The organism is Hallerella sp. (genome assembly GCF_022776125.1).
GTDB lineage: Bacteria > Fibrobacterota > Fibrobacteria > Fibrobacterales > Fibrobacteraceae > Hallerella > Hallerella succinigenes.
On the sequence record NZ_JALFIA010000056.1, the window covers coordinates 1 to 26,371 of the forward strand.

General features: G+C 50.5%; 20 protein-coding genes and 1 pseudogene. 17 read left to right on the forward strand and 4 right to left on the reverse strand.

The window, feature by feature from the left end; all coding sequences use genetic code 11:
• Positions 1-4 precede the first annotated feature (4 nt).
• The 5 genes from folE to nifA all read left to right on the forward strand — a co-directional run bounded on the left by folE (position 5) and on the right by nifA (position 8,577).
• On the forward strand, positions 5-577 hold the full coding sequence (gene folE / locus MR847_RS07170; RefSeq protein WP_407718848.1) for a GTP cyclohydrolase I FolE: 573 nt from the start codon (positions 5-7) through the stop codon (positions 575-577).
• Positions 578-696: 119 nt separating this feature from the next.
• On the forward strand, positions 697-822 hold the full coding sequence (locus tag MR847_RS07175; RefSeq protein WP_287723360.1) for a hypothetical protein: 126 nt from the start codon (positions 697-699) through the stop codon (positions 820-822).
• A 291-nt stretch (positions 823-1,113) separates the two neighbouring features.
• The gene (gene gltB, locus MR847_RS07180) at positions 1,114-5,598 is read left to right on the forward strand and encodes a glutamate synthase large subunit (RefSeq protein WP_287723361.1); all 4,485 of its coding nucleotides are present in this window, start codon (positions 1,114-1,116) and stop codon (positions 5,596-5,598) included.
• Between the two features lie 11 nt (positions 5,599-5,609).
• Positions 5,610-7,037 carry a glutamate synthase subunit beta gene (locus MR847_RS07185; protein ID WP_287723363.1) on the forward strand — a complete coding sequence of 476 codons (1,428 nt, stop codon included), beginning with the start codon at positions 5,610-5,612 and terminating at the stop codon, positions 7,035-7,037.
• Between the two features lie 10 nt (positions 7,038-7,047).
• A complete protein-coding gene (nifA, locus tag MR847_RS07190) occupies positions 7,048-8,577 on the forward strand; it encodes a nif-specific transcriptional activator NifA (RefSeq protein ID WP_287723364.1) in 1,530 nt (509 codons plus the stop codon).
• A 98-nt stretch (positions 8,578-8,675) separates the two neighbouring features.
• On the opposite strand, the gene MR847_RS07195 is transcribed toward nifA, so the two are convergent.
• The 4 genes and pseudogenes from MR847_RS07195 to MR847_RS07210 all read right to left on the reverse strand — a co-directional run bounded on the left by MR847_RS07195 (position 8,676) and on the right by MR847_RS07210 (position 11,098).
• Positions 8,676-9,320 (reverse strand): hypothetical protein, encoded by a 645-nt coding sequence (locus tag MR847_RS07195; RefSeq protein WP_287723366.1) that lies wholly within the window; start codon positions 9,318-9,320, stop codon positions 8,676-8,678.
• A 15-nt stretch (positions 9,321-9,335) separates the two neighbouring features.
• A complete protein-coding gene (locus MR847_RS07200; protein ID WP_287723367.1) occupies positions 9,336-10,025 on the reverse strand; it encodes an outer membrane beta-barrel protein in 690 nt (229 codons plus the stop codon).
• Positions 10,026-10,263: 238 nt separating this feature from the next.
• Positions 10,264-10,458, reverse strand: a complete 195-nt coding sequence (locus MR847_RS07205) for a DUF1848 family protein (RefSeq protein WP_287723368.1) — start codon at positions 10,456-10,458, stop codon at positions 10,264-10,266.
• A gap of 3 nt (positions 10,459-10,461) precedes the next feature.
• Positions 10,462-11,098: pseudogene (locus tag MR847_RS07210) on the reverse strand (macro domain-containing protein).
• 236 nt (positions 11,099-11,334) lie between these two features.
• On the opposite strand from MR847_RS07210, the gene tyrS reads away from it, so the two are divergent.
• From tyrS to MR847_RS07270, 12 genes are all read left to right on the forward strand, one after another.
• Positions 11,335-12,552: a tyrosine--tRNA ligase gene (gene tyrS / locus MR847_RS07215; protein WP_106519962.1), complete on the forward strand. Its 1,218-nt coding sequence runs from the start codon at positions 11,335-11,337 to the stop codon at positions 12,550-12,552.
• On the forward strand, positions 12,552-13,511 hold the full coding sequence (locus tag MR847_RS07220; RefSeq protein ID WP_100424778.1) for a 1-phosphofructokinase family hexose kinase: 960 nt from the start codon (positions 12,552-12,554) through the stop codon (positions 13,509-13,511). Before tyrS ends, MR847_RS07220 begins: the two co-directional genes overlap by 1 nt.
• 3 nt (positions 13,512-13,514) lie before the next feature.
• Positions 13,515-14,171, forward strand: coding sequence for a phosphorylase family protein (locus MR847_RS07225; RefSeq protein WP_106519963.1), 657 nt, complete (start codon positions 13,515-13,517; stop codon positions 14,169-14,171).
• A complete protein-coding gene (locus tag MR847_RS07230; protein ID WP_287723371.1) occupies positions 14,099-14,968 on the forward strand; it encodes a 1,4-dihydroxy-6-naphtoate synthase in 870 nt (289 codons plus the stop codon). Before MR847_RS07225 ends, MR847_RS07230 begins: the two co-directional genes overlap by 73 nt.
• Before the next feature lie 130 nt (positions 14,969-15,098).
• Positions 15,099-15,308, forward strand: a complete 210-nt coding sequence (locus MR847_RS07235; RefSeq protein WP_100424775.1) for a BF3379 family histone-like protein — start codon at positions 15,099-15,101, stop codon at positions 15,306-15,308.
• Positions 15,309-15,502: 194 nt separating this feature from the next.
• Complete coding sequence (locus tag MR847_RS07240; RefSeq protein WP_241899422.1) at positions 15,503-17,023, forward strand: OmpA family protein; 1,521 nt, start codon at positions 15,503-15,505, stop codon at positions 17,021-17,023.
• A 15-nt stretch (positions 17,024-17,038) separates the two neighbouring features.
• Positions 17,039-19,288, forward strand: a complete 2,250-nt coding sequence (locus MR847_RS07245) for a tetratricopeptide repeat protein (RefSeq protein ID WP_100424773.1) — start codon at positions 17,039-17,041, stop codon at positions 19,286-19,288.
• A 75-nt stretch (positions 19,289-19,363) separates the two neighbouring features.
• On the forward strand, positions 19,364-23,119 hold the full coding sequence (locus tag MR847_RS07250; RefSeq protein ID WP_100424772.1) for a tetratricopeptide repeat protein: 3,756 nt from the start codon (positions 19,364-19,366) through the stop codon (positions 23,117-23,119).
• A 165-nt stretch (positions 23,120-23,284) separates the two neighbouring features.
• Positions 23,285-23,905: a MotA/TolQ/ExbB proton channel family protein gene (locus MR847_RS07255; protein WP_100424771.1), complete on the forward strand. Its 621-nt coding sequence runs from the start codon at positions 23,285-23,287 to the stop codon at positions 23,903-23,905.
• A 40-nt stretch (positions 23,906-23,945) separates the two neighbouring features.
• Complete coding sequence (locus tag MR847_RS07260) at positions 23,946-24,833, forward strand: ExbD/TolR family protein (protein WP_100424770.1); 888 nt, start codon at positions 23,946-23,948, stop codon at positions 24,831-24,833.
• A gap of 2 nt (positions 24,834-24,835) precedes the next feature.
• Positions 24,836-25,330 (forward strand): ExbD/TolR family protein, encoded by a 495-nt coding sequence (locus tag MR847_RS07265; protein ID WP_287723374.1) that lies wholly within the window; start codon positions 24,836-24,838, stop codon positions 25,328-25,330.
• Between the two features lie 2 nt (positions 25,331-25,332).
• A complete protein-coding gene (locus MR847_RS07270; protein ID WP_100424768.1) occupies positions 25,333-26,268 on the forward strand; it encodes an AgmX/PglI C-terminal domain-containing protein in 936 nt (311 codons plus the stop codon).
• The last annotated feature ends 103 nt before the right edge of the window (positions 26,269-26,371 follow it).

The window sequence follows — 26,371 nt, forward strand, 5'->3', positions numbered from 1 at the left end:
CATGATGAATCTAAAGATGATGGAAGACGGCTTCCGCATGATTTTGGAAGGTATGGGCGAAGACATTCACCGTGAAGGTCTCATTGATACTCCGAAGCGTGTCGCGAAGATGTATCAAGAGCTCATGACGGGTCTTTCCGGCGACACCAAGGCGGAAGATATTCTCAAGACCCGTTTCCATGAAAAATACGACGAAATGATCGTCGTGCCGAACATCGAATTTGCAAGCATGTGCGAACACCACTTTTTGCCGTTTACGGGTTGCGCCCACGTGGCGTATATCCCTGGCGATTGCGTGGTCGGCCTTTCCAAGATTCCTCGTGTCGTTGAATTCTATGCGCGCTTTCCGCAGATTCAGGAACGGATGACGCGCCAGATAGCGGAACTCATCCAGAAGGTCCTGCAACCGAGAGGCGTTGCGGTCGTTCTCGAAGCGAGCCACATGTGCATGACCATGCGTGGCGTCAAAAAACCGGGCGCATCGATGGTCACGACGCAACTTTTGGGACGTTTTAAGACCGACGAAAAGACGCGCGCTGAATTTATGTCTTATATTAAGCCATATATTCGCCACTAACTATGCGACCTTTGACGGCGATTTCGTGGCTTACAAGCATCAATTCTAGAGGGGTTTGTAGGGAATGCAAGAAAAGCCTTTTCCTTTTTCAAAAAAGAGTAGATTGAAATGGGGTAAATTTGGTCGTTTCGGTGCTTCCGCTGGCTTATACTCTGGACATTGAAGGCCCGGTTCTTTTGGGCGTTTTGACGCGCGTGATTGTGTCGACAAGAGTCGGATTTTTGATTGCGAAATTCGTGTACTGAGAAGTCGACAAATTTTTTTGGGGGGACTGTTATATTCGACAAAAAAGACTATTACGTATAATTCTATATTTAAAAATTGGCGATTTTGATATTAATTTCGCCGATTTTGTTTAAAAAGCACGCAAAAATTTTTCCAAAAATGAAACAACATTTTTGTAACATTCTGATACTTGTGTTACATTTTTGTCGGTTGAAAATTTCCAAAACCCTTTACCCGAAATCTTTGAGCGAATAATTTTTTCCTGTACGATTGAGGTGGCGATGTAGCCACTTTGATGACGAAGGAGACATATGAAGGCTCAAGGTCTATACAACCCGCAGAACGAACACGACGCGTGTGGTGTCGGTTTTGTCCTGAACATGAATGGCAATCGAGAACACGGAATCGTTGAGAAAGGCGTGAAGGTACTTTGCAACCTCCTCCACAGAGGTGCTACGGGTGCAGACGTCAATACCGGTGACGGTGCCGGTTTGCTCGTCCAGATTCCGGATAACTTTTTTAAGAAATCTTTGAAGATGAATCTTCCGGAACTCGGCCATTACGGTGTCGGTATGCTCTTCCTTCCACAGAACGAAAAGAAGCGCAGCGATGTAATGGCTCTCATCGAAAAGATTGCGAAGGAAGAAAATTTCGAAGTTCTCGAAAGCCGAGACGTTCCAGTGGTGGCTTCTTCGATCGGAGAATCTGCCCGCGCAGAAATGCCGTTCATCGCTCAGATCTTCTTGCAGTCCACAAAGGATTTGACGGGCGAATCTTTGGAACGCGCTCTTCTCGTGATCCGCAAGCGCGCAGAACATGAATCGGGTCTCGAAGCCGATGGCGCCGACGGTTTCTACGTGGCAAGCCTTTCTGCCCGCACCATCGTTTACAAGGGCATGATGACAGGCCCGCAGGTTCCGGTCTTTTATCCGGACCTGAACGATGAAAATTTTGAAAGTGCTGTTGCTGTTGTGCATCAGCGCTATTCCACGAATACCTTCCCGAGCTGGCCGCTTGCCCAGCCGTTCCGCTACATGGCGCACAACGGTGAAATCAACACGATCCGCGGTAACCGCAACTGGATGAAGGCTCGTGAAAAGAATTTGGAATCGCCGCTCTTCGGAAGCGATATCAAGAAGCTCATGCCGATTCTCGAAAAGGGTTCGAGCGACTCGGGCAACTTGGATAATGTCCTTGAACTTTTGACTCTCGGCGGTCGTGAAGTCGGTCATTCGATGATGATGCTCATGCCGCAGGCTTGGGGCAAAAAGCATGCGATGGGCCCGGATGTGCGGGGCTTCTTCGAATACCATGCCGGTATCATGGAACCGTGGGATGGCCCGGCAGCCGTCGCCTTTACCGATGGCGAATGGGTCGGTGCAACTCTCGACAGAAACGGTCTCCGTCCGGCACGTTATACGATTTTGAAGAACAACTTCATGGTGTTCGCTTCGGAATCGGGCGTCTTGGACATTGCTCCGGAAGACGTGGCGGAAAAGGGCTCTCTCCGTCCAGGTCAGATGCTCCTCATTAACCTCAAGACGGGTCGTTTCTACAAGGATAAGGCAGTAAAGACTCGCTTTGCCCGCAAGGAACCGTATCGCCGCTGGGTCAAGGAAAACCACATCGACATCCACGGCTTCTTCAACGCAGTCGGCGAAGTTGCTGTGAATGAAGAAACTTTGATGAAGCGTCAGAAGCTTTTTGGCTACACCCGTGAAGATATGGACTTCATTTTGAATTCCATGGCTTCGAATGGCGTGGAACCGATCGGTTCAATGGGCGCTGACCAGCCTCTTGCCGTTCTCTCCGAAAAACCGCAGTTGCTTTACTGGTACTTTAAGCAGCTCTTCGCCCAGGTGACGAACCCACCGATCGATCCGATTCGTGAAGAACTCGTGATGAGCCTCATGACGTTTCTCGGCATTCATGACAACTTCCTCGCCGAAGAACCTTCCCAGGCGCGCTTGCTCAAGTTCCGTTATCCGGTGCTTTCGAACGAAGACTTGGGACGCCTTCGCTCCCTGTCGCAGCAGGACTTCAAGAGCGCTACGGTGCAGATGGGCTTCCCGGTGCTTTCCGATTCCCTTTCTGCAGGAAAGCTTTTGGAACAGGCTTTGACGGATCTTTGCAAAAAGGCAGAAGAAGAAGTTCGCCATGGAAATAAGATCATTATCTTGAGCGATAAGGATCTCCCGGATGAATTCGCCCCGATTCCGGCGATCCTCGCCGTGTCAGCGGTGAACCAGCATCTTTCCCGTGAGGGCATCCGCACGAGCTGCGGCCTGATTCTTGAAACGGGTGAAGCTCGCGAAGTGATGCACGTGGCGAGCCTGCTCGGTTTCGGTGCGACGGCGATCAACCCGTATCTCGCTTTCGAATCGATCGCTCACATGAGCCGTTCGCAGGAACTCGATAAGCCGCTCGGTGTGACGGAAGCCGTGGAACATTACATCGATGCGATGAACAAGGGCTTGAAGAAAATCATGAGTCGTATGGGCATTTCGACGCTCCGCAGCTATCGAAACGCTCAGGTCTTTGAAATTGTCGGTATCGCGAAGGATGTCGTCGACAAGTACTTTACGGGTACGGCAAGTCGCGTTGGCGGTGTCGGTATGGAAGAAATTGCGAAGGAAGTGCTGATGCGCTGGCGTGCGGCAATCGAAAGCCACAGCCCGATTCTTCCGCCTGGTGGTGAATACCGTTTGCGCAAGGATGGCGAACGTCACCTTTGGACTCCGGCAGCGATTGCGGATTTGCAGATTGCAGTTCGCACTGGAAATCAGAAACGTTACGATTCCTATGCAGAACGGATCAATAATCAGTTAAAGTATCAGAGTACTCTTCGCGGCCTCTTCACGTTCAAGAAGACGGTTGCGATTCCTCTCGATGAAGTGGAACCGGCTTCGGAAATCATGAAACGATTTGTGACGGGCGCGATGAGCTACGGTGCTATTTCGAATGAAGCGCACGAATCGATCGCAATCGCGATGAACCGTATCGGTGCCCGTAGCAATAGCGGAGAAGGTGGTGAAGATCCGGCGCGTTACATTCCGCTGCCGAATGGAGACTCCCTTTCGAGCGCTACAAAGCAGGTGGCAAGTGGCCGCTTTGGCGTGACTGACGAATACCTGGTGAATGCAAGCGAACTTCAGATCAAGATCGCTCAGGGTGCAAAACCGGGTGAAGGTGGTCAGCTGCCGGGTCACAAGGTCAGTGAACAGATCGCTCGCGTGCGTCATTCGACTCCGGGCGTGACCCTGATCAGCCCGCCTCCGCATCACGATATTTACTCGATCGAAGACATTGCACAGTTGATCTTCGACTTGCGCAATGCAAACGACAAGGCTCGCATTTCTGTGAAGCTCGTGTCGGAAGTGGGCGTGGGTACGGTTGCCGCTGGTGTTGCCAAGGCTCGTGCCGATATGATTTTGATTTCCGGTTACGATGGCGGTACGGGTGCTTCTCCGGTGTCGTCCGTGAAGCACGCCGGTGTTCCGTGGGAACTTGGTCTTTCCGAAGCCCAGACGACGCTCGTGTTGAATAAGCTTCGTAGCCGTGTGCGCCTTCAGGTCGACGGTCAAATGAAAACGGGTCGTGATGTGGTGATTGGTGCGCTTCTCGGTGCAGAAGAATTTGGCTTTGCAACGGCCATTCTCGTGGTTCTCGGCTGCGTGATGATGCGCCAATGTCACTCGAACACTTGCCCCGTCGGCGTTGCAACGCAGGATCCGGAACTCCGCAAGCGTTTCAAGGGCACTCCGGAACACATTATCCAGTACCTGACTTTTGTCGCAGAAGAAGTCCGTCATTACATGGCTCAGCTCGGCTTCCGCACCTTCAACGAAATGATTGGCCGCAGCGATCTTCTTGAAATGAACAAGGCGATCGACTTCTGGAAGGCTCAGGGCTTGGACTACTCCGGAATCCTTTACCGCGCATCGGAAAAGAGCGACGAAGTCCGCTGCACGATGCGGCAGGAAACGGGCCTCGAAGGTGCCTTCGACTACGAAATTCTCAAGACGGTCGAAAGCTCCATCGAAACGAAGCAGCCGGTGACGCTGAATCTTCCGATTCACAATACGAACCGTACTTTTGGAACGATCATTTCGAGCCGCATCGCAAAGAAGTACGGCTACGCGGGCCTTCCGGATGATACGATTACGATCCACCTCAAGGGTTCTGCAGGCCAGAGCCTTGGTGCATTCGCCGCTCACGGTCTCACGATCGATTTGGAAGGTGAAGCGAACGACTACATCGGCAAGGGCCTTTCTGGTGCAAAGATCATTGTGCGTCCGCCGAAGGAAAGCACCTTCGCTCCGGAAGATAACGTAATCGGTGGTAACGTGATTCTGTACGGTGCAACGTCGGGTGAAGTTTACTTGAACGGTCGAGTTGGCGAACGTTTCGGTATCCGTAACAGCGGTGCTCTCGCTGTTGTCGAAGGCGTCGGCGATCACGGTTGTGAATACATGACGGGTGGCCGCGTGGTGGTCCTTGGACCGACCGGCATCAACTTCGGCGCAGGCATGAGCGGAGGTATCGCTTACGTCTACGATGAAGACGGTCGTTTTGACAGCGTCTGCAACACCGAAATGATCGACCTAGATCCGCTGAACGAAGAAGACGAAACGGAGCTCAAGCAGCTGATTGAAAACCATGCAAAGTACACGGGCAGCCCGAAGGCGAAGAGAATTCTCGCCAACTGGGATCTGGAACGCGAACTCTTTGTGAAGGTGTTCCCGATGGAATATCGCCGCGCACTTAGCAACATGAAGAATCAGAATCGCGGATAAGGAGACAAACGATGACGACTTTATCAAAACCGTTTCTGGAGATTCCGCGTCGCAATGCGGAAGAACGCCCGGTCGAAGAAAGAATTCGCGACTACAACAAGACCGCTAAGGAAATGACCCAGGAACAGGTTGTGGAACAGGCAAAGCGTTGCATGAACTGCGGCGTTCCTTTCTGCCACAATTATGGTTGTCCGCTTTTGAACGTGATTCCAGAAATCAACCATGCGGTTTCCCGTGGACAATGGCACAAGGCTTTGGACCTTTTGCTCGACACGAGCCCGTTCCCGGAATTCACCGGTATCGTCTGCCCGGCCCTTTGCGAAGGCTCTTGCGTGAACGGCAAGGACGGTGACTCTGTGACGAACCGTGAAATTGAACACCGCGTAATCGAAACCGGTTACGAAAATGGTTGGGTCCGTCCGAACCTTCCGCTGGTCCGCACAAACAAGCGCGTCGCCGTCATCGGCTCGGGTCCTTCCGGCCTTTCTTGCGCAGAATATTTGAACCGTGCCGGCATCAACGTGACCGTGTACGAAGTTGCGGAACATGTCGGCGGATTCATGCGCTATGGTATCCCGGACTTCCGTCTTCCGAAAACGGTCGTTGAACGCCGCGTGGAACTGATGAAGGCCGCAGGCGTTCGCTTTGAAATGAACGTCCGCATCGGGAAGGACATTTCTCCGGAATATCTCTTGCGCGGAAACGATGCGATCGTTCTCTGCTGCGGCTCTCGCGCGCCGCGAGACTTGAAGGTTCCGGGCCGCGAACTTTCGGGCATCCACTTTGCCGTGGATTACTTGACTCAGCAGAATCGCATCAACGGCGGTGAAATCTTTGAATTCGATGAAACCAAGTGCGCTAAGGATAAGCACGTAGTTGTCATCGGTGGCGGTGATACGGGTGCAAACTGTATCGGTACAGCCATCCGTCAGGGTGCTGCCGACGTGATGCAGATTGAAATCATGCCAAACGCTCCGATGAAGCGAGCTGCGGACAACCCGTGGCCGGAATGGCCGCGCATCTTCAAGGAATCCGCTTCCCACAAGGAAGGCTGCAGCCGTAAGTGGAATATCAACACTCTCGAAGCGATCGGAGAAAACGGAAAGGTCAAAGCGCTTCGTTGCTCCGAAATCGAATGGCTCCGGGGTGAAGATGGTCGCATGTACAATGTTCCGAAGAAGGATGGCGAATTTATTCTCCAGGCGGACCTCGTTTTGCTTGCTATGGGCTTCGTCGGACACGCCATTCCGGAAATTGTGAACGCATTTAACCTCAGAACCGACGAACGTGGACGCATTTTCCGCGATTCGACAGGTATGACTTCGGCTAAAGGTGTGTATATTGCAGGAGACTGTGCTACTGGACAATCGCTTGTCGTGAGAGCCATTACTGATGGCAAACACGTTGCAAACGGTATCATCAGAACACTTTTAAACTAAGAGAGGATAAATGGCAACGAAAGACGATCAAAAGATAAAGGAACTGGAATTACTTTATCGAGTAGGCCAAATCCTTGACGAAAGCATGGACATGCGCAATGTCCTGCGTCCGGTGATGAACACGCTCGGCGATTACATGGGATTCAAACATGCGACGGTGACTTTGTACAACCGTCAAACGGGTGAAATCTCTATCGAACTCGCTACGGGACTTTCTCCGCTTCAAACGAAGAAGGGACGTTACAAAGTGGGTGAAGGCATCACGGGTAAAGTCGTGGAAACCGGCAAGCCGATTGTTGTTCCAGACGTGACCAAGGATCCTCGCTTCCTCGACCGTACAGGACGTGGAAAGTCTGCAGAAAAAGGCTTTATCTGCGTTCCGATTTCGATTGAAAAAGAAGTCGTGGGAGCTTTGAGTGTTGACGAATTCAATCCGACTTCTGACCAGCTCGATGACGACCTTCGACTGCTCGAAATCATTGCCATGATGATTGCCTCTGCTGTGAAGCTTCGCCGACAGGCAGAAGAAGAAACGGAAATTCTCCAGGCAGAAAACGAAAGACTCCGTTCGGAATTGAAAGATCGTTTTCGCCCGTCGAACATCGTCGGAAACTCCCGCGAAATGCAAGTGGTTTACGATCAGATCGCTCGCGTTGCTAAAAGCCCCTCAACGGTTTTGATCCTCGGCGAAACGGGTACCGGTAAGGAACTCGTCGCCCAGGCAATCCACTACAACTCCGACCGCGCCAATGGTCCGTTTGTCCGCGTGCACTGTGCCGCTCTCCCAGAAAACATCATCGAAAGTGAACTCTTCGGTCATGAAAAGGGAGCGTTCACCGGTGCAATCGCTGAACACAAGGGCCGCTTCGAAATGGCAGACGGCGGCACTATCTTCCTCGATGAAATCGGGGAAATCTCCGCATCGCTCCAGATCAAGCTTCTCCGCGTGCTTCAGGAACATGAATTCGAGCGTGTCGGAGGAAATAAAACAATCCGTGTGAATATCCGCGTCGTTGCGGCTACGAACAAGGATTTGCAGCAGATGGTCCGTGAAGGAAAGTTCCGAGAAGACCTTTACTACCGCCTGCACATTTTCCCGATTTACGTTCCGCCTCTGCGCAAGCGTAAGAGCGATATCGTGCTCCTCGCGGACTACTTCCTCGATCGCTACAACAAGATGCTCGGCAAGGACATTCGCCGTCTTTCCACGGGTACGATCGACATGCTCATGAGTTATCATTGGGCAGGTAACGTGCGTGAACTGGAAAACTGTATAGAACGAGCTGTTCTTGTCGCCGAAGGAAACGTCATTTATCCGCACCATTTGCCATCGACATTGCAAACCGCAGAATCGACAGGCGCACCGGTCCGTGGAGATTTGAAAAGCATGGTCGAAACCTATGAACGCGACATTATCTGTGACGCTCTCAAGAGCGCGAAAGGTAAGGTGGCGCCTGCGGCAAGAGCTTTGGCAACGACCCAGCGAATCCTCGGCTATAAGATTAAAATGCTTGGTATTAACCCCAAACGTTTTGCTTAATAGCGTCAGACTTCTATTACGGAATCTCCAAAGTATCCTTAAGTTCAAAAAGAAAAGACCTCGCATTTGCGAGATCTTTTCTTTTGAACTTCAAAAAATTATTTCTTCGTGGAATCGGCCGGAGCGGCGGGCTGAGTCGTTGTCGGTGCTGTTTCAACCGTAGCCTTAGCGGTATCCGCCGGGGCAGCTTCTGTGACTGGAGCCGTTTCGTTCTTCACCCTGTCAGCGGGCGCTTCTGCCGGAGCCTCTTCTTTTGCTTGGGCGGTTGTAGCCTTCAACGAATCCGTTGGGGTTGCTTCTTTTGCCGGAGCCTCCTTCACTTCTTCCTTTGCGCCTTCAGTGACTTTGGTGGTATCTGCAGACTGAGCCGCAGTCGTATCCTTGATCGGTTTTGCAAAAGAAGCCATCGGAGCGATAGAGGTTTCAACACCTTCATAGGTCACGCCAATGCCCCAGTAAGAACATTCGGTTTTATCGTTCATTTCCGTCTGGGAATAATGCACGTCGATGATGTTCTGAATGTCTGGATTGCGTTCCGACATAATCTGGAGGAACGTGGTGACGTCGCAGTTTTTGTTCTGGGTTTCGGTGCGGAGCATCAAAGTGCGAGCCGTCTTAACCTTCAGCTGTTCAGCCTGCGGAAACTGCTGGAGTTCGGCACCCTTCTGTTCCACGACAGATGCGGCGCATCCGAAAAATACGAGGGAAGAGGCGATAAGAGAGGTAATGCAAAGTTTTTCCATGATGATTTCCTCAAATTAAAAGAGATAGGTGGCGCCAAGGGAAACGACGAGTGGACGGTAAGTCAAACCTTTCCACACACCGATGATATCATTATCGGAATAATCCGTTGCCGCTGCATAAAGGCGCGCATCAATCGCAAAATGCGTAAAGGCATAGCCCAGTTCAAAAATTCCGCCGAATTCCGGATTCGAAGAATTGAATTCCGTCGGGAATCCGTAAGAGGTCGCTTTATTTTTCGAATAAACAATCGGGGAAAGCTGGATGCCTGCACCCACAAAGAATCCGTCATAGACGTTTGCACGGGCGACCACCGGAATCTGGATCAAATATTCCTGAAATTTCAAGGAATATTCGTCCCTATTGTACTTGTGATAGCGATAGGCAAAAGAAATGGCCGGATCGATTTCAAAAATACGGTTCAAACGAAAGCGGAAAACGGGTCCGACATCCACAGCGGAACCCGGATGCTTCCAGCCGACATAATCCGCTTCTTTGCCGATAAAGCTAAAAAAGCCACCAGAAACACGGACACCGGCTGTAAACCAACGGGGATAAAACTGCGAATTAGATTCTGCGGAATATCCAAACGAAACGGCGGTCTCGTTTGCGCCACGGTTTACCGGAATTTCCCGAGAACCTTCGGCAAAAGCGACCGTTGCACAGGCAATCAGACTCGCTGCAAAAAAGAGGTGCTTGATTTTCATAGAAATAATCTAATAAAAAAAAGAATCTTGGAAATGCCTAATTAAAAAGTCCTGTTTGCAAATGTTTCCATGAAGATTGGCTCGCTGTATGGATTTTATCCGTCAAAAGCAGTTTCCATGCAACCGCTCATGTCCACGCCGTAAGACGCCAAATGCTTTCCTTCGGCACAGCTCTGAATGCGAATGTCAAACTTTTTCCCGATCCGCACAAATTCTTTTGCAAGGGTAACTGGGTCGTTTAACGCAACGCTCGAAGTTTCCGGAAAGTTCCGCAAAACCTTTGCCTAAAGATCGATAAAGAAATGATGTACTTCGTTACGAGCTGTGGATTGTACGGGCTGCGGACAAGCACAAAGCCTTCTATCAAACGGTTCACAAACCATGTGGAAAAGAACGCCGGAATGTCCATGTGCATGCCCGTTTGCAAAATCATCGCTTACGAAAGTTCCTGCTTGTAACGGGCGTAGTCGTCGTCGCCGAAAACGTTAAAAATCACTTGGGTTTCTGGCTTCTTATGCTCTAAAACCGTGCGCACGGCAATCTTACAAGCTTCATTTTTGGGGAACCCAAAGACGCCTGTCGAAATACAGCAGAATGCAATGCTTTTACAGCCGTTTTTCTCGGCGAGCTGGATGCAGTTGCGGTAAGAACTCGCGAGTAAAGCCTTGTGCGTGGGCGTTAAAATGCCGTGTACAATCGGGCCTGGCGTGAGCAGAACGAACTTGGCGGGAAGGTTGTAAGCGGGCGTCATCTGCGCGTCTCCGGTTTCTTCTTCGTGTCCGAGCTTTTGAATCACGCGAAAACAGGCGTTGCGTAGTTCAATCCCTGCAAAAGTGTGAATGCAGTTGTCTATGCAAAGGTGACAGGGCGAAAAACAGCCGAGCATCTGATTGTTGGCCGCGTTCAACTTCCAAAAATCCATCGGGAGCCTTTTTCGGCTGGCGCACGTTCACGAGGGAACGGTACACCTGAAACAATTCCTGCTCGTTGTCGGGATTTTTTTGGAGCATATCGCTCGGATATTCTTTTAAAAGAAGATCCGTTAAAAATTGAAGACGTTCAAACTGTGTCATGGCGCTTAAAATACTAAAAACGCACGATTCTCTTTAAAATGGTCGAGATGTCGTTTCAATGATTTTTATATTGAGCCCAAAAAGAGTCACATAATGAAGAACTATTCCTTTTTGATGGAATTTTTTTAAACGAATTCGCAAAATTTGGCGAAATTTCCGTCCTTTGCCCCAAAGGGATTCTCAGAACAAAATTTTTCTACATTAAAAATGGAAATCTTCCAAAGGATTAAACAACTATGCAATTTCCTCCTGTAAAAGACCAAATGGACATCTTGCTCCGCGGCGTTGCGGAAATCATCCCGGCCGACGAACTCGAACAGAAGCTCCAAAAGTCTTATGAAACGGGAATTCCTCTTCGTATCAAGCTCGGCGTCGATCCGACCGCTCCGGATGTTCATCTCGGCCACACCGTCGTGATGCGCAAGCTTCGCCAGTTCCAGGATCTAGGCCATACTGTCGTTTTGATCGTCGGCGACTATACAGCCCAGATCGGTGACCCGTCAGGCCGTAACAAAGCTCGTCCGCGTCTTTCTCACGAACAGGTTTTGGAAAACGCAAAGGAATATCAGCAGCAGTTCTTCCGCGTTGTCCGTGAAGACCGCGTCGAAATCCATTATAACGGCGAATGGTTCTCCAAGCTTCCGTTCTCCAAGGTGACGGAACTCATGGGCCAGTTTACGGTCGCCCAGATGCTCGAACGCGAAGACTTCCACAACCGCTATGCTTCTAACAGCCCGATCAGCCTGCATGAATTCATGTATCCGATGATGCAGGGCTATGACTCTGTAGCCATCAAAAGCGACGTCGAACTCGGCGGTACCGACCAGAAGTTTAACGTTTGCCGGGGCCGTGACCTTCAGATGTACGAAGGCATGCCTCTCCAGATAGGTATGTTCATGCCGATTCTTCTCGGCACGGACGGCAAGTCCAAAATGAGCAAGAGCCTCGGTAACTACGTCGGCGTGAACGAACCGGCTGACGTCATGTACCACAAGATTTACAATCTCGCCGATTCCATCGTCGAAAACTGGTACGAACTTTTGACCGATATCCCGATGGAAGAAATTAAGAAGATGATGGCAGATGTCGCTTCCGGCGCTCTCAATCCGAACGTCGCCAAGGATCGTCTCGCCAAGGACATCGTCGCCCAGTATTACGGCAAGGAAGCCGCCGAAGCTGCTGCCACAAAGGAAAAGGAAATCCACAGCGGTAACGCTATCCCGTCCGACGCCAAGGAATGTAAGGTGGAAGCCGGTGATTACAAGGCTCTTGACCTTCTCGTTTCCATCAAGGCGTTCGCTTCCAAGGGTGAAGCTCGCCGCATGGTGCAGAACGGTGGAGTCAAGATCGCAGGCGAAAAACTCGCCGATCCGATGGCCGAAGTGAAGATTGCCGGTGACGACAAGCTTTTGGTTCAGGTCGGTAAGCGCAACTTCTTCAAGGTTAATTTCTAATGGCCCATGATACCCTGATACTCGGACTCAATCCGACTTGGCAACGTTTATTTCTCCTGGATGAATTCAAGCCTGGGGAAGTAAACCGCCTTTCCAAGGTCGAAGAATTTGCTTCGGGCAAGGGTATCAACTGCGCTCGTGTTCTCCGTATGCTTGGCGGGGATTTTATCCTCGCGCATTTCCTCGGCGGAGACCGCAGTGTTTCGATCTGCGATGAAGTCGCGGCTTCGGGCATTCGTCAGCTCCCGATTTGGATCGGTGCCGCAACGCGTATGTGCACCACAATCGTCTCCAAGGGCGACACCACGGAACTCATTGAACCGTCCCCCAAAATCACCGAATCCGAAAACAAGGACTTCTTGCAGACGGTCGGCGAAGTTTGGAGCGACGTTTTGAACGTGGCTCTCTGTGGCTCGTCACCGGTGGGCTTCCAAATGGAAAATCTTTGCAAGCTCGACCTGGAAGGCAAGCGTCTTTTTGTCGACGCCGTCGAAGGCATTGACGGTTGGCTTGAACATGGTGTGGAACTTCTCAAAATCAATTTGGACGAGTACTGCAAGCTCTTGCAGCGCTTCGGCATTCCACAGATTACTTCGAGTCCGCAGTTCTGGAAGATGACGGCTTCGACTCTTCTCGAACGCTTGCCGATTACAAATCTTGTCGTGACCGATGAAGACGCTCCGATTCACGCATTCTACCGTGAAGAAGGTAAGTTCATGGGCGTAAGCCTTCAACCGCCGCAGGTAAAGGTGGTGAATGACATCGGAGCAGGAGACGCCTTCCTCGCAGGCTGGCTCGCTGCCGACTTCCTCGGACTTTCCGTTGCAGAACGCCTCGCCAAGGCAACCGCAGTTGCATCGGCTCGTTGCGAAGTGGACCGCCCCTGGAATATCGATCTCGGACGCGTTTCTTCTTTCGAATCCGAACTGCTTCCTCAAGTCGAAAATTTCTTGGATTAATCCATGCGCAAGTCGAAAACGCTAATCGCGATTCCGTCTCCGCAAGAATGGAAAATTCTTTATCCCAAGGTTCCGTACAGCAAAACGGTTGAAGAACCGTACGCGCAGAATGCCTTGTTTGATGTGGCTTGCGTCGGCATCGGCATTGTGAACTTCGTCGGAAATCTCACGAAGTTAATTTGTACAAAATCTTATTCTCGGGTCATCATCGCGGGCATCGCAGGTGCGTTGCCGTTTAGCGGTCTTCAAACGGCAGACATCGTCCGCGTCGATGAAGAATGCACAGGCGATATTGGCTATTGGAATAAGGATGAATTCCAGTCTTATTTCCCAAAACCGCAAATCGTCAAGGCGACTCCTAAAAAGTTCGCCCCCAAAGAAATCGCTTCGCTTCCGGGCGTGCGCGGCATGTCTGTAAACACCATGACTTCGAGCAAGCAGGTGCTTGAATACCGCGCCAAGTTCTACGGAGCAAAAATCGAAGCCATGGAAGGCGTCGCCGCATTCATGCTCGCCCAAACCCTCGGAATTCAGATTTTTGAAATTCGAACGGTCAGCAACTTGACCGGTGATCTCGACGAAACCCGTTGGAACATCGAACAGTCGCTTTTGAACTTGCAAAGCTCGGTATTGAATCCGATTATCGAGGCCGTAAAATGACTCGGCTTCGTTTAGGAATTTCTACCTGTCCGAACGATACCTTTATTTATGAGGCTTTAGTCCACGGTATTCCAGGCTCAAAATTGACCTGGGACGTCACCTTTGCCGATGTGCAGACCTTGAACGAAAAGGTTCTTCGTGGGGAACTTGACGTGGCAAAGGTCAGCTGCGGCGTTTTACCGCTTGTTCAAAAGGATTATCAACTTTTGCCCTGTGGCGGAGCCATGGGGTACGGTTGTGGCCCGCTTCTGCTCTCCGCGAAGAATCCCGCCGCATTTCAAAACGACAAAGAAACGGTCTTGCCGGGCAAAAATACGACCGCTTCGCTTCTTTTCCGCTTTTGGTACGCCAAAACGCAGGGCGGAAAAACGCCTCAAGTCTCTTACGCCTTCTTCAACGAGGTCTATGATGGCCTTTTGAACGGCAAAAACGCTCAGGGCGTCGTGATCCACGAAAAACGCTTTACCTGGCAACGAGACGGCCTTGGACTTTTAATGGATTTGGGCGCCTTCTGGGAAGCTGAAACGGCTTCTCCGATACCGCTCGGCTGCTCCGTCGCCAAAAAATCCCTGGGGCAGTCCACGATCCAAGCGGTCGAAGCAGAAATTCGCGAAAGTCTTGCCTCGGCGCATTCTCGTTTGAACCTCGTCACGGATTTTATTCGGAAAATGGCTCAGATCCCGGACGATTCCGTTATTGAACAGCACATTCGCATGTTTGTCACGGACTTTACCCGCGACATGGGGGTGCCGGGACGAAAAGCCCTCGAAATTCTTGCAAAACACGTCGTTTTGTAAAAAAAGAATAACAAACCGCCTTGGCAAGGGCGGTTTTCCTTATGTGTAAAGAAATTTTTTACTCCGCTGCGGAATTTTGCCCAAAACTTTATTTATTTTCCCAAAGAATCTTTATTCAAGGGAGTTTCTTATGGACTTGGTTCAGCAACTGGAACAGGAGCTCGAAGCTTTCAAGCGCGAGTATGAAAAGTTCGAAAAAGGCAACAAATCGGCGGGAACCCGCGCACGTAAAGTCCTCCAGGACATTAAGCGTACTTGCCAAGACCTTCGTGTCTCGATTCAAGGTGTGAAGAAAGAAGGCGAAGGAAAGAAACCTGAAGAAGAAGGTGCTGCATCCTAAAAAACGGCCTCCACGCGTGGATGTGCCCTTTAATTTGCGCTTTTTTTCAAAGATTTATCATTAAAAGTGTTTGACTAAAGCTCTTTTTGAAGGTATATTCCACGTTGTGATTTGGTGCACAGGGTGTGGTTCCCCTGTCCCATATCCCATGGATGTGAAGAATTTATGTTTCATGATTGGAGAAATCTAGCAGTATGACCCTAAAGAAAGTATTCGTAGTTCTTGCTGGGGCTATGCTCTTTTCGGGATACGCATCGGCAAAGGCGATCAATGTGCCGGGCGATTACGATAAGATTGCGGACGCTCTCGGTAACGCAGACGCTGGCGATACGATTTTCGTCAAGCGCGGGACCTACAACGAAAACATTACCCTCGTCATGGGTGTTGTTCTGAAGGGTGAAGACCCTCTCTCAACAATCATCGATGGTGGCCGTCGCGGTCCGACCGTGATGGGTACTTCGGGCGCTGAAATGTCCCATTTCACCATCCGAAACGGCATGGAAGGTATCCTTTGCGAAAACGCAGCCCCGTACATCCACCACTGCTACGTGATGGACAACAAGGCAACCGGTATCGCAGCCTTCATCTCTCTCCCGAATCTCCGCAACAACGTTGTTTACGGCAACCGCTGGTCCGGCATTCTCGCATGGGGCGCCAAATCTCTCGATGCGTATGTCGAACAGAACGTCGTTCTCCGCAACGGTTACTCGGGCCTCGCTCTGAAGGGCCCGTCGAACATTGTGGCTCGTAACAACATCTTCATGGAAAACCACTATTACGGTGTGTTCGCTGACCCGGCCGCCGGTCAGACGAAGATCGAATACAACAACATCTACAAGAACTACTACCCGTTCAACCGTTTCATCAAGGTGAACCGCACGAACGTTTCTTTGGACCCGAAGTTCATCAACCCGTCTCTCGGCGAACCGAACTTCTACTGCAACTCTAAGTCTCCGATGCTCAAGCGTGGTAAGGGCAAGCTCGACATCGGTCTTCTCGCTCATGACGTCGTTCCGGAAAAGGAAGAAGTTGTGAACGAAACTCGTAATCCGGATACGGATGGCGATGGTCTTTGCGATCCGTGGGTTTCCGAAGAAAACCAGTCTGAAAAGTATTCCGCAGTCTGCGCCGGCATTGATAACTGCCCGGAAGATGCAGAAGACGTCGATGGATTCCAGGACGACGATGGTTGCCCGGATCCGGATAACGACCGTGATGGCGTTTGCGATCCTTGGGTTGAAGCTAGCGGTCTCCTCGACAAGTACGCTCACACCTGTAAGGGTGCTGACGCTTGCCCGGATAACGCAGAATCGTTGAACGGTTATAAGGATGAAGACGGTTGCCCGGATGAAGTTCCGGTTCCGCCGAAGAAGGTCTTCGTTCTCGAAGGCGTGAACTTCGAATCTGGCAAGGCTTCTATCACGCAGGATTCCGATGTTTCCCTCCGCAAGGTTGTCGACATCATGGAAGCATTCCCGGAAACGACATTTGAAATTGTGGGTCATACCGATAACGTCGGTAGCGCTGAAAAGAACAAGAAGCTCTCTGCGGAACGCGCTGAAGCAGTGAAGAAGTTCCTTGTTGACAACGGCATTGCTGAAAATCGTATGGTGACCCGCGGTGCTGGCGATACTCAGCCGAAGGCTTCTAACAAGACTGCAGAAGGCCGCGCTCAGAACCGTCGCATTGAATTTACCCGTACGGATATCAAGTAAGGAGAAGGTTAGACGATGACACGCTTTAGCTTCATCAAGACAACAGCCGTTGGGCTTATCTGCACGAGTGCAGCGTTTGCTTCTCCGTCGTACGCTCCGCACAAGTACCAGCAGAATGACTGGTTTGGCGAATTTGGAAGCAACAACACGGCTATGTATGTGAATCCGGCTGGTATTGCCGAAACCGATCAGATTGAACTTTCTATCGGCTACTTCAGCACCATCAGCGGCGAAGCCTCTCAGGAATACGGATCTTTGACGATTCCGGTTGGCTACGATCACACGTTCGGTATTAGCTTCTTCGAAAACGGTGCCGATGTGGATGGTGGTTATTCCTACGTTGAAAACGCCTATATGCTCGGTTACGCTTACCGCCTCATGCACTGCTTGGCCTTGGGCGTTGACCTCTCAATCCTCCAGATCAACCAGTTCGACATGAACAAGCAGTTGACCTTGGGCGCGGATGTGGGTATCAGCTGGAATCCGATTAACAACTCCCGTTTCGGTAGCTTGACTCTCGGTATTGCATTCCAGAACGCGGTTGCTCCGGCAATTAGCACGGAAGCCGATAACGATTCTTATCACTTCGTTTTCATGGGTGCAGACGAATCCTATAAGGTTCCGAGCAACCTGAACTTCACTTTGTTCTATCGCGGCTTCAACCGCATGTTCGAAGCGAAGGCTGAATTCTCTGTCATCGACGTTCTGCACGATGATGAAGAAGGTGGCGACGGCATGAATCTCGAAACGAGCTTCACGTTGACCTACTACTTGAGCTCTCACTTGGGCGTCCGTCTTCGTTTCACGAAGGAAGGCTACCCGGTGCTTGGCGCTACGGTGAATGTGAAGGACGTGACGATTTTCCGTTATGTCGCACTTGACCTTGAAATGTCTCACGATGATATCGTGGAAAAGAAGAACCGCGGCTTTATCTGGGCTGTGAAGCTCACGACCCGCTTCGGTAATACCCGTGAAGAAAACATCGGCGAAGATCGTTATCGTCGTTTGAAGATTGAACCGGAAAACGATTACCGCGCCGCTATGCGTCTTTACTTGAACCGTCAGTTCCTCGAAGCTGCTTATGCCTTCGGTAAGGTTCAGACGAAGTATCCGGCATTCCACTTGGTGGACCAGGCTGCTTTCTACAAGGGCAAGTCCTTTGAAAATATGCGTATGCATAAGGCCGCCAAGGCTGTCTACGATGACGCTGTGAAGCGTTATCCGCAGAGTGACCAACGCGCTAAGTATCACTTCCAGTTGATGAACATCGACTATAAGGAAGGCAAGTATAACGACGCAATGGTGAAGTATCAGTACATCGTCCAGCACTTCAGCGAAAGCGATGTCAAGGCTGACGCTGACTATATTGCAGGTCAGATCAAGTTCGAACAGGGTCTCTATCAGGAAACCATCGACCTGCTCTCTGCAATTCTTCCGGGTAACGCAAACTACTTCTATGCTCGTTACACAATGGGTATTGCTAACAGCCGTATGGGTAAATGGGACGAAGCTGAAAACTGTTTCCGCGACATCATCGACCAACCGGCATCCAACCAGTCTGAATTGGATCTCCAGGATGCTGCTAAGGTGAAGCTTGGCCATATCTACTTCTCTGGCGAAAATGCGAACATTCCGGAAGCTGCTGGTCTCTATGGTCAGGTGAAGCCGGGTTCTCCGGTCTACGATGAAGCGATGCTGGCTCTGGGCTGGTCCTTCCTCAAGGTTAACAAGCCGGATGAAGCTCTCAAATATGCTCAGTGGATCATCAAGAATATGCCGGATTCCTTCCTTCTCTCTGAAGCTTACCTTGTTGAAGGTTACTGCTTCTACATGAAGAAGGATTACAATAACGCAGAAAAGTCTTTGAGCAACGCTGAAAAGCTCACCGAAAAACCGGTCGTTTCGATGGCTGCTCGTGACAGCGCTCGTAAGGCTTACGAAGACAACGAAGCTCACTTCGACAGCGTGCAGGCCAAGGCTCTCGATCTTTCTCGTCAGCTCCCGACCCCGCGTGTCCAGATGAAGCGCGATCAGCTCCGTCCTGACTTCGATAAGGCAAACGAAGCGATTGACGATTACGCTAAGTTCATGGCTCGTTCTCAGCAGAGTGATCGCTTTGAATCCAACCGTAAGCGCGTCCTCGAAGATGCAGGCTTTACCTTGGCTACTGTAAAGACCAAGAAGGCTGAAAGCGGTGGTGGTTCTGTTGGTGGTGCTAACTCTCAGGAACTCCAGGAATTGGAAGAGTTGGACGATTTGGAATAAGTTAAACAAAAGGGGATAGACCTGGTCATTCCGGGTCTGTCCTTGTTTTAAAAAGCTGATAGGTAGAAAATTCAAATGAAAAAACTATTTCTGGTCGCTTTGACGCTTTTCACCTTTGCCGGTGTGACTTACGCAGATCCGTGTAAAGATAAAACGAAAGAAGCGAAGACCATGCTCGCCAAATGTAAGGCGATGAAGAAGGGCTCGTCTGGTTACAAACAGTGCGCAAGTTCCTATAACCTTTTAAAAACCCAGGCTCAGCAGGCATGCCGCTCAGGTGGTATGGATGAAAACGAAATGCAGGCCGCTATTAAGCAGTGGCGTACGCAGGTCGATCGCTGTAAGGGTAAGCAGAGCTCTCGTTGCGCTAGCGCGCTTCAGCAGCTCGGTAACTACCAGTATCGCTTGGAAGAAAAGCTCCAGGTCGATGCTATGGCCCAGTATGAAGAAAACGTGGCATGGTGCGAAGACCGTGATAACGAACCGGCTAAGTGCCAGAACCTCGGATCGGGCCCGAAGGTCGATCACTCCAAGTCTCTCGGCTACTTCCTCGAATACATTGATAAGTATCCGAAGGAAACCAGAACGCCGAACGTGATGTATCAGGCTTCCTTCGTCTATGAAGCAAGTGGCGAAGAAGAAAAGGCTTACAAGCTCCGCATGCGTCTCGTGAAGGAATTCCCGGACAACGGTCTCGTTCCGAAGACCTGGCTCCGTATTGCGGAATACCACTTCATGAACCGTAAATTCCGCGAAGCTATCGATGCTTACAAGCGCGTGACCGGCTTTGAAAACCTCACGGGTAAGGAAGCCGCTCTTGCCATGTACCACTTGGCAGAATCTTACTACAACATCGCCGAATACGAAGTGGCTGCAAAGACCTATTTCGTTTACATCGACGGTTCCGACAAGGGTAAATATCCGAACGACTTGCGTCTTGAAGCTATGGACTTCATGGCAGCCTCCTTCTCTGACATCGATGACGGTGTCCGCGTGGCCGCTAAGTTCCTTAAAGACAAGAAGGTCCAGTTCAAGGATTCCCTCTACTACCGTATCGGTATGAAAAACAAGGACCACGACCGTAATGAAGAAGCCGTGCAGTCCTTCAAGTACTTGCTTGATATCAACCCGGATTACGTGGACGCTCCGCTCGCCGACGTCGCCATGGTTGAAATCCTTATCATTCAGCAGAAGTTTGATGAAGCTCAGGAACAGCGTAAGCTCGTCGTGAAGCGCTACAGCAAGAACTCTTCTTGGTACAAGAAGAACAAGCAGTATCCGAAGTCTGTCGAAAACGCAGAAAAGGCTATCCGCTCTGCAATGCTCGACATTCCGCAGTACGATCACGCTCAGGCTGCTAAGCTCATGAAACAGGGCGACACCGAAAGTGCTAAGAAACGCTATGACATCGCTATCAAGGGTTATAACGAATTCTTGAGCCATTACAAGGCTGAACCGTCTTGGGATGAATACAAGGTCTTTGCAAACCTGGCTCTCGTCTATCAGGAAATGAACCAGTTCGCCAAGGCGGCTGACATGTTTAACAAAATCGTGGACGCAGACACGAACCGCTATGGTCGCCGCGCTCTCGGTTCCGCTGCTCCGTACAAGAAGGAAGATGCGGGTTACAACGCTGTCCTCATGATGGATAGAGCTCGTGCCGATGCCCAGAAGAACAAGGCTGGCGATGATCCGGTGAAGGCTTACAATCTTCCGGAAACCAAGGCTTACTTTGCTCAGATGGACAAGTACATGAAGAAGTTCAGCAAGCAGAAGGAAGCAGTGGAGCTTGCCTACAACGCAGCCATTGTCCGCTATCAGGCTAAGCAGTTCAAGCAGGCTGTTATCGACTTCCGTGCTTTAAAGACGAACTATCCAAATAACCAATACATTTTGCTCATCAGCCGTATGCTTGCTCAGTCACTCCTCGAATCCGAAGAACTGGATGAATCTCAGAAGGAATTCGAATGGCTCTTGAAGCAGTATACCGAAGTCAAGGCTACTCGCAATGACTCCATGGCTAAGATTATCCGCACTTCCATCGCCGCTGTACTCTTCCAGAAGGCAGATAAGGCGGTGAAGAACGGTCAGTACGAACAGGGTGCTGTCGCTTACTTGGACCTCGTCAAGCACTATCCGAAGGAATCCTTCTCGGATAAGGCTGTGTTCGAAGCCGGTACCGCTTACGAAAAGGCTAACAACTACGATAAGGCCGCTCAGACCTTCATGATGATTCCGAAGAACTACGGTTCTTCGCCGCTCACCATCAAGGGTATCCTCCGTGCGGCTATGGCTTATAAGAAGGCTGGTAAGCCGGAACAGGCCGCTCAGACGTTCCTCTTCATTACGAACAACTTCGAAAAGGATTCGATGGCATTTGCAGCAATCGGCTTCGCCGCTGCTACCTATGACTCGATTCCGAACAAGAAGATGGCCGCTCAGACCTACGAAATTGCTTACAAAAAGTATCACGATCACGAAAAGACTCCGGGCATGCTCTATAGTGCTTGCTTGACTTACGATGAAGCCAAGCTTCCGGAAGAAGCGATCCGCTGCTCGAAGGACCTTGTTCGCGACTACCCGAAGAGCTCCTACGCTCTCGACGCTGCGTTCAGCATCCCGGTTGCTTACCAGAATGCAAAGCGCTGGTCTGAAGCTGCTGACGCTTACATCTTCTTCGCAAAGACCTATACCTCTGATAAGGAAAAGCTCATCGCTGCTTACATCGGAACGGCTCGTGCATACCGCGAACTCAAGGATGATAAGAACGCTGCTGATTACTACAAGAAGACTCTTGATGCTTACGACAAGTACGGTCTTCAGATCAAGAATGCCGATCCGGGCGTTCCGGCTGAAGCTGCTTACTACCTTGGCGAAATGGAATACGCCAAGATGGACGCAATCACCGTTTCTGGCAAGCAGAAGCAGAAGGACGCAGCCGTCAAGAAGCTCACCGAAATCTTGAAGGTCGCTGTCGGTCACTACTCGAAGTCTGCTACTTATGCATCTGAACAGTGGACGTTCCGTGCCACGAACAAGATTGGCTTCCTCTTCGTGACGATGGCCGCCAAGATTCGTGAACAGGAACTCAACGGTAAGACGAATGAAGAACAGTTCGCGGAACGCATCGGCATTGTCCAGCAGTTGCCGGGTTACTACGATCAAGCTCAGCCGATCTTCCAGAAGAACATCGACCTCGCTCGTGACCAGGGCTTCTACAACGCCGACGTCATCGCCGCTGAAGAAGGCTACATCGAAATGTACTACCAGGGTTGTGCCGTGTTCGTCGAAGTGGGTGATGCTTTCGCTAACTCTCCGCTTCCGGATAGTGCTGAAATCGTGGCTCAGTATGTGGAATACGACGGCATGACGAAGGAAGACGCTGCATTCGCTGCTGGCGAAGACCTCCAGGCCTACCGTGATGAATTGTCTAGCCGTTCTCAGGCTGCTCGCGAAGCTGCTGTTCCGCGTTGCGCAACGGGTATTCGCGCCTCTGAACACTATGGTATCGATAACCAGTGGACTCAGAAGCTCTACGACATGCTCCGTAACCTCGACGAGCAGAACGAAGCTCTTCAGATCAAGATCACGAAGTTTGATGCTTCCAAGCTCTTCCAGGATCCGAGCTACTTCAAGATGAAGGCTCGCTTGGAACAGGTTCGCGCATCGAAGGTCATGACCAAGCAGGAACAGCTTGCGACTTACCAGGAAATCTTGAAGGATGCACAGGCTGAAAACGAAAAGCTCCGTGCTGAACTCAAGGAACTCCAGGCTCGGCTGGCTCCTCCGCCTTCGGCAACTCCGGCTACTGCCCCGGCTCAGGCTCAGTAAAGCGATCTTTTACAAGAGAAAAGTCCCGCAAATGCGGGATTTTTCTTTTTTAATTTGGGGTAATGAAAATTTTACAGCGTAAATGCACCCCAAATCGTCAAAAATAAAATAAATATGCCTTTACAGGAAACAATCACAAATCACTCGTATAAAAGGAGTATCCTAATGTCTAAAATGCTTGAATCGTTCAACCCGGCGAACTCTGGTTGGCAGTTTATGTGGATCATTCTTGCCGTCTTCGCAATCGGTATCGGTTTCTCGATTGAACGTATCGTTTACATTCTCATCAAGAGCGCAAAGGGTCGCGGCAAGTTCTTGAACCAGTTCGGCCAGCTCATCAGCGCTAAGCAGTATGACCAGGCTTTGAGTCTCGCTAACTCTTCCAAGCTCCCGATCGCTAAGGTCGTTGCTGCTATCGTTAGCAACCGCGATGCTGGTCGTGAAGCGATGGTGAACGCTTGCGATGCTGTGTTCCTCACTGAAGCTCCGCGTCTCACTCGTTATATTTCCATCATTTCCGTTATGGCTTCCATCTCTACGTTGATCGGACTTATGGGTACGATTTACGGTCTGATCTTCACGTTCGACGCTGTTGCTAACAAGCCGGCTGCTGAACGTCCGAAGGCTCTTTCCGATGGTATTGCTATCGCTATGGGTACCACGCTCCTCGGTCTGATTTCTGCAGTTCCGCAGCTCGTCATCGTTGGTATCCTCAATATGAACAGCGAACGTCTCATTCAGGAAATGGAAGAAAAGGGACTCAAGATCATCAACGCCCTGTCGTAATTGTTGTTGGTTAAGAACAATTAATTAGATAGGAGTTAAAATGGCAAAAGCAATCAAGAAATCAGGAAAAGTCGAAGAACCGGATTTGCTTCCGGCGATGGGCTTGTTCACAATTCTGATTCCGATGCTGCTCTCCATGACCTCGTTCTCGAAGTTGGCAATTGTTGAAGTCAATCTTCCGGAACGCTCTATGATGCAGATGGATGACCAGACTCCTCCACCTCCAGATGAGCAAGCATTGAATCTGTCCTTGGCCATTACTGATGAGTATCTCGTTATCGGTGCCCGCGGCGGTTTCCAACCCAACGTTTACTTTAAGGAATTTTGGGTTTTCCGTTGCAAGTCCGATGGCCAGCTTATCAAGTATGCGGCAGACGACGTAAAGAAGGCTATTAGTTCCGGCTCTGCTCCGAAGTGCAAAGACGGCAGCGAAATGGACAAAGAAAAGTATATCTATGACATCGAATCGATTGAATTAGATATGATTGAAAAGACTTCGGAAGAAGACGCAGGTCGTTTGATGTGGGGTATTTATACCTCTCAGTCTGAAGGCCAGCCGGATAGCGTCCTGGTCGATGGTAACAGCAACTTCCTCGCTCTCGTGGGTGAAGGCGAAGGTGGAATTAATCCGCCGGCAGCTCTCAAGAAACCGGGTGCAGGTGTTGGTGTCGCTACTCTCGCACAGAACTCAACCCGTAAGCTGAAGCCGGAAGATGCTGCAAAGCTTGTCGTTTATCCGCTCTCTGCGTATGACGAAATCTCTAAGCAGCTCATCCAGATCCATACGGCTTTCATTGACCTTGAGGACGTGGACAACATCATTATCGTGGCGAACGATAACGTCCAGTTCGACAAGATCATCCAGCTGATGGACCGCGCTAAGTCCGCAGGTTTTGTCAAGGTTAACCTTGCAAAGTTGGGAGGCTAATAATGGCACGTAAGACTCGTAAATATTCAGAAGACGTCCCGTTCTCCCTCACCTCCATGATGGACATGATGACCATCATTCTGGTGTTCCTTATCAAGAACCTTGACGCTGAAGGCCAGTTGATTACCCAGGCGGAAAACCTTGTCCTTCCGATTTCTACCTCTAAGGTGCAGGCGAAGGAAGTTTCCCTTTCTGTGGTTGTTGACGCTGGTCACGTGGTGGTCGATAATCAGAAGATTGTGACGACTCCGGACGTGATGGCTCAGGAAGACTTGTTGATCGCTAAGGTTGACTCTGTCTTGAAATTGCGTCGTGAAACGGAACGTGAGCACGCTTTGAAGGCTGGCCTTCCGGCTGATGAAGCGGGTAATATCATTATCCAGATCGACAAGAACATCCCTTATGATGTGATGTACAAGGTGATGGCAACGTGCGGCTTCTCTGGCTATACGAACATTGCCTTCGCAGTGAACATGAAGAACGGCGGGGAGGAATAATCATGGCAAAAACGAAAAAGCAAGTAGATCCGTTTGTTGCTTCCTTGATGCCGGAATCCGACAAACGCTTCGCGGGTGTCGCATTGATTTCTCTTGTTGTCGCTCTTTCTGTATCTCTTTGGGCGTCTATGTATGAAGCCGTGGTTGACGAAGTCATCTTCGAAGAAACCGCTGCCGAAGAACTCACGACGACCATGAAGATTGAAGAGAAGAAGGAAGAGAAGAAGGAAGAAAAGAAGAAAGAAGAACCGAAGAAGCCTCGTAAGAAGGCCGGTGGTGGCGGTAAGCCGCGCGGAAAGGGTCAGCCGAATGCTCCTCAGACCCGTGGCGTGCTGAAGCTCCTCACCGCTCAGACTACGAAGTCCAACTACGCTGCTTATGACCTTATGAAGGACCAGAAGTTCTCTAAGGACATTAACAAGGTGTTGAAGGACGTGGCAGGTCTCCAGACGACGGGTAAGACCGTTCTCGGTGGTCGTCGCGGTAAGGCTGACGGTGGCTTCAACGAAGGCTACGCAGAAGGTGGTTCCGGTGGTATCGGTGACGGTCTCGGAAGCCTTCTCGGCGGTGGTGGCGGTGGCATTGCTACCCGCTCCAAGGGAACGATCAAGACTCCGTCTGCCCGTGACATTGACATGGGTGCAGGTGGTGGCTCTCGTTCTGCTGCAGACATCATGAAGGTTGTCCGTCAGCGTACGCCGGGTCTGCGTCACATCTACAATAAGTACTTGAAGAAGCAGCCGGGATTTGCCGGTAAGGTGACGCTCCGCTTCACCATTGCTCCGGGTGGCGATATCATCTCCATCTCCATTGCATCCTCGACCACTGGTTACGGTGAATTCGACAATGCAGTGAAGAATACGGTGAAGCGCTGGACCTTCAGCAAGGTCAAGTCGGGCAACACTACGGTAACGATTCCGTTCACCTTCTCTGAATAATTCGTTATTCAAGCATGACAAAAGGACTGGAAACATCCGTTTCCAGCCCTTTTTGTTTATTTTTTTTCTTGCGAAATTTGTGAAAGCAAATTACTTTTACAAA

Excerpts from the sequence above, each read along its gene's own strand:
- MR847_RS07265 (WP_287723374.1), top strand. The coding sequence starts at position 24,836 with ATGGCACGTAAGACTCGTAAATATTCAGAAGACGTCCCGTTCTCCCTC.
- nifA (WP_287723364.1), top strand. The coding sequence starts at position 7,048 with ATGGCAACGAAAGACGATCAAAAGATAAAGGAACTGGAATTACTTTAT.
- MR847_RS07205 (WP_287723368.1), bottom strand. The coding sequence starts at position 10,458 with ATGATTTTGCAAACGGGCATGCACATGGACATTCCGGCGTTCTTTTCC.
- MR847_RS07245 (WP_100424773.1), top strand. The coding sequence starts at position 17,039 with ATGACACGCTTTAGCTTCATCAAGACAACAGCCGTTGGGCTTATCTGC.
- gltB (WP_287723361.1), top strand. The coding sequence starts at position 1,114 with ATGAAGGCTCAAGGTCTATACAACCCGCAGAACGAACACGACGCGTGT.
- MR847_RS07185 (WP_287723363.1), top strand. The coding sequence starts at position 5,610 with ATGACGACTTTATCAAAACCGTTTCTGGAGATTCCGCGTCGCAATGCG.
- MR847_RS07225 (WP_106519963.1), top strand. The coding sequence starts at position 13,515 with ATGCGCAAGTCGAAAACGCTAATCGCGATTCCGTCTCCGCAAGAATGG.
- MR847_RS07235 (WP_100424775.1), top strand. The coding sequence starts at position 15,099 with ATGGACTTGGTTCAGCAACTGGAACAGGAGCTCGAAGCTTTCAAGCGC.
- MR847_RS07260 (WP_100424770.1), top strand. The coding sequence starts at position 23,946 with ATGGCAAAAGCAATCAAGAAATCAGGAAAAGTCGAAGAACCGGATTTG.
- MR847_RS07200 (WP_287723367.1), bottom strand. The coding sequence starts at position 10,025 with ATGAAAATCAAGCACCTCTTTTTTGCAGCGAGTCTGATTGCCTGTGCA.
- MR847_RS07270 (WP_100424768.1), top strand. The coding sequence starts at position 25,333 with ATGGCAAAAACGAAAAAGCAAGTAGATCCGTTTGTTGCTTCCTTGATG.
- tyrS (WP_106519962.1), top strand. The coding sequence starts at position 11,335 with ATGCAATTTCCTCCTGTAAAAGACCAAATGGACATCTTGCTCCGCGGC.
- MR847_RS07240 (WP_241899422.1), top strand. The coding sequence starts at position 15,503 with ATGACCCTAAAGAAAGTATTCGTAGTTCTTGCTGGGGCTATGCTCTTT.
- MR847_RS07250 (WP_100424772.1), top strand. The coding sequence starts at position 19,364 with ATGAAAAAACTATTTCTGGTCGCTTTGACGCTTTTCACCTTTGCCGGT.
- MR847_RS07220 (WP_100424778.1), top strand. The coding sequence starts at position 12,552 with ATGGCCCATGATACCCTGATACTCGGACTCAATCCGACTTGGCAACGT.
- MR847_RS07195 (WP_287723366.1), bottom strand. The coding sequence starts at position 9,320 with ATGGAAAAACTTTGCATTACCTCTCTTATCGCCTCTTCCCTCGTATTT.
- MR847_RS07255 (WP_100424771.1), top strand. The coding sequence starts at position 23,285 with ATGTCTAAAATGCTTGAATCGTTCAACCCGGCGAACTCTGGTTGGCAG.
- folE (WP_407718848.1), top strand. The coding sequence starts at position 5 with ATGAATCTAAAGATGATGGAAGACGGCTTCCGCATGATTTTGGAAGGT.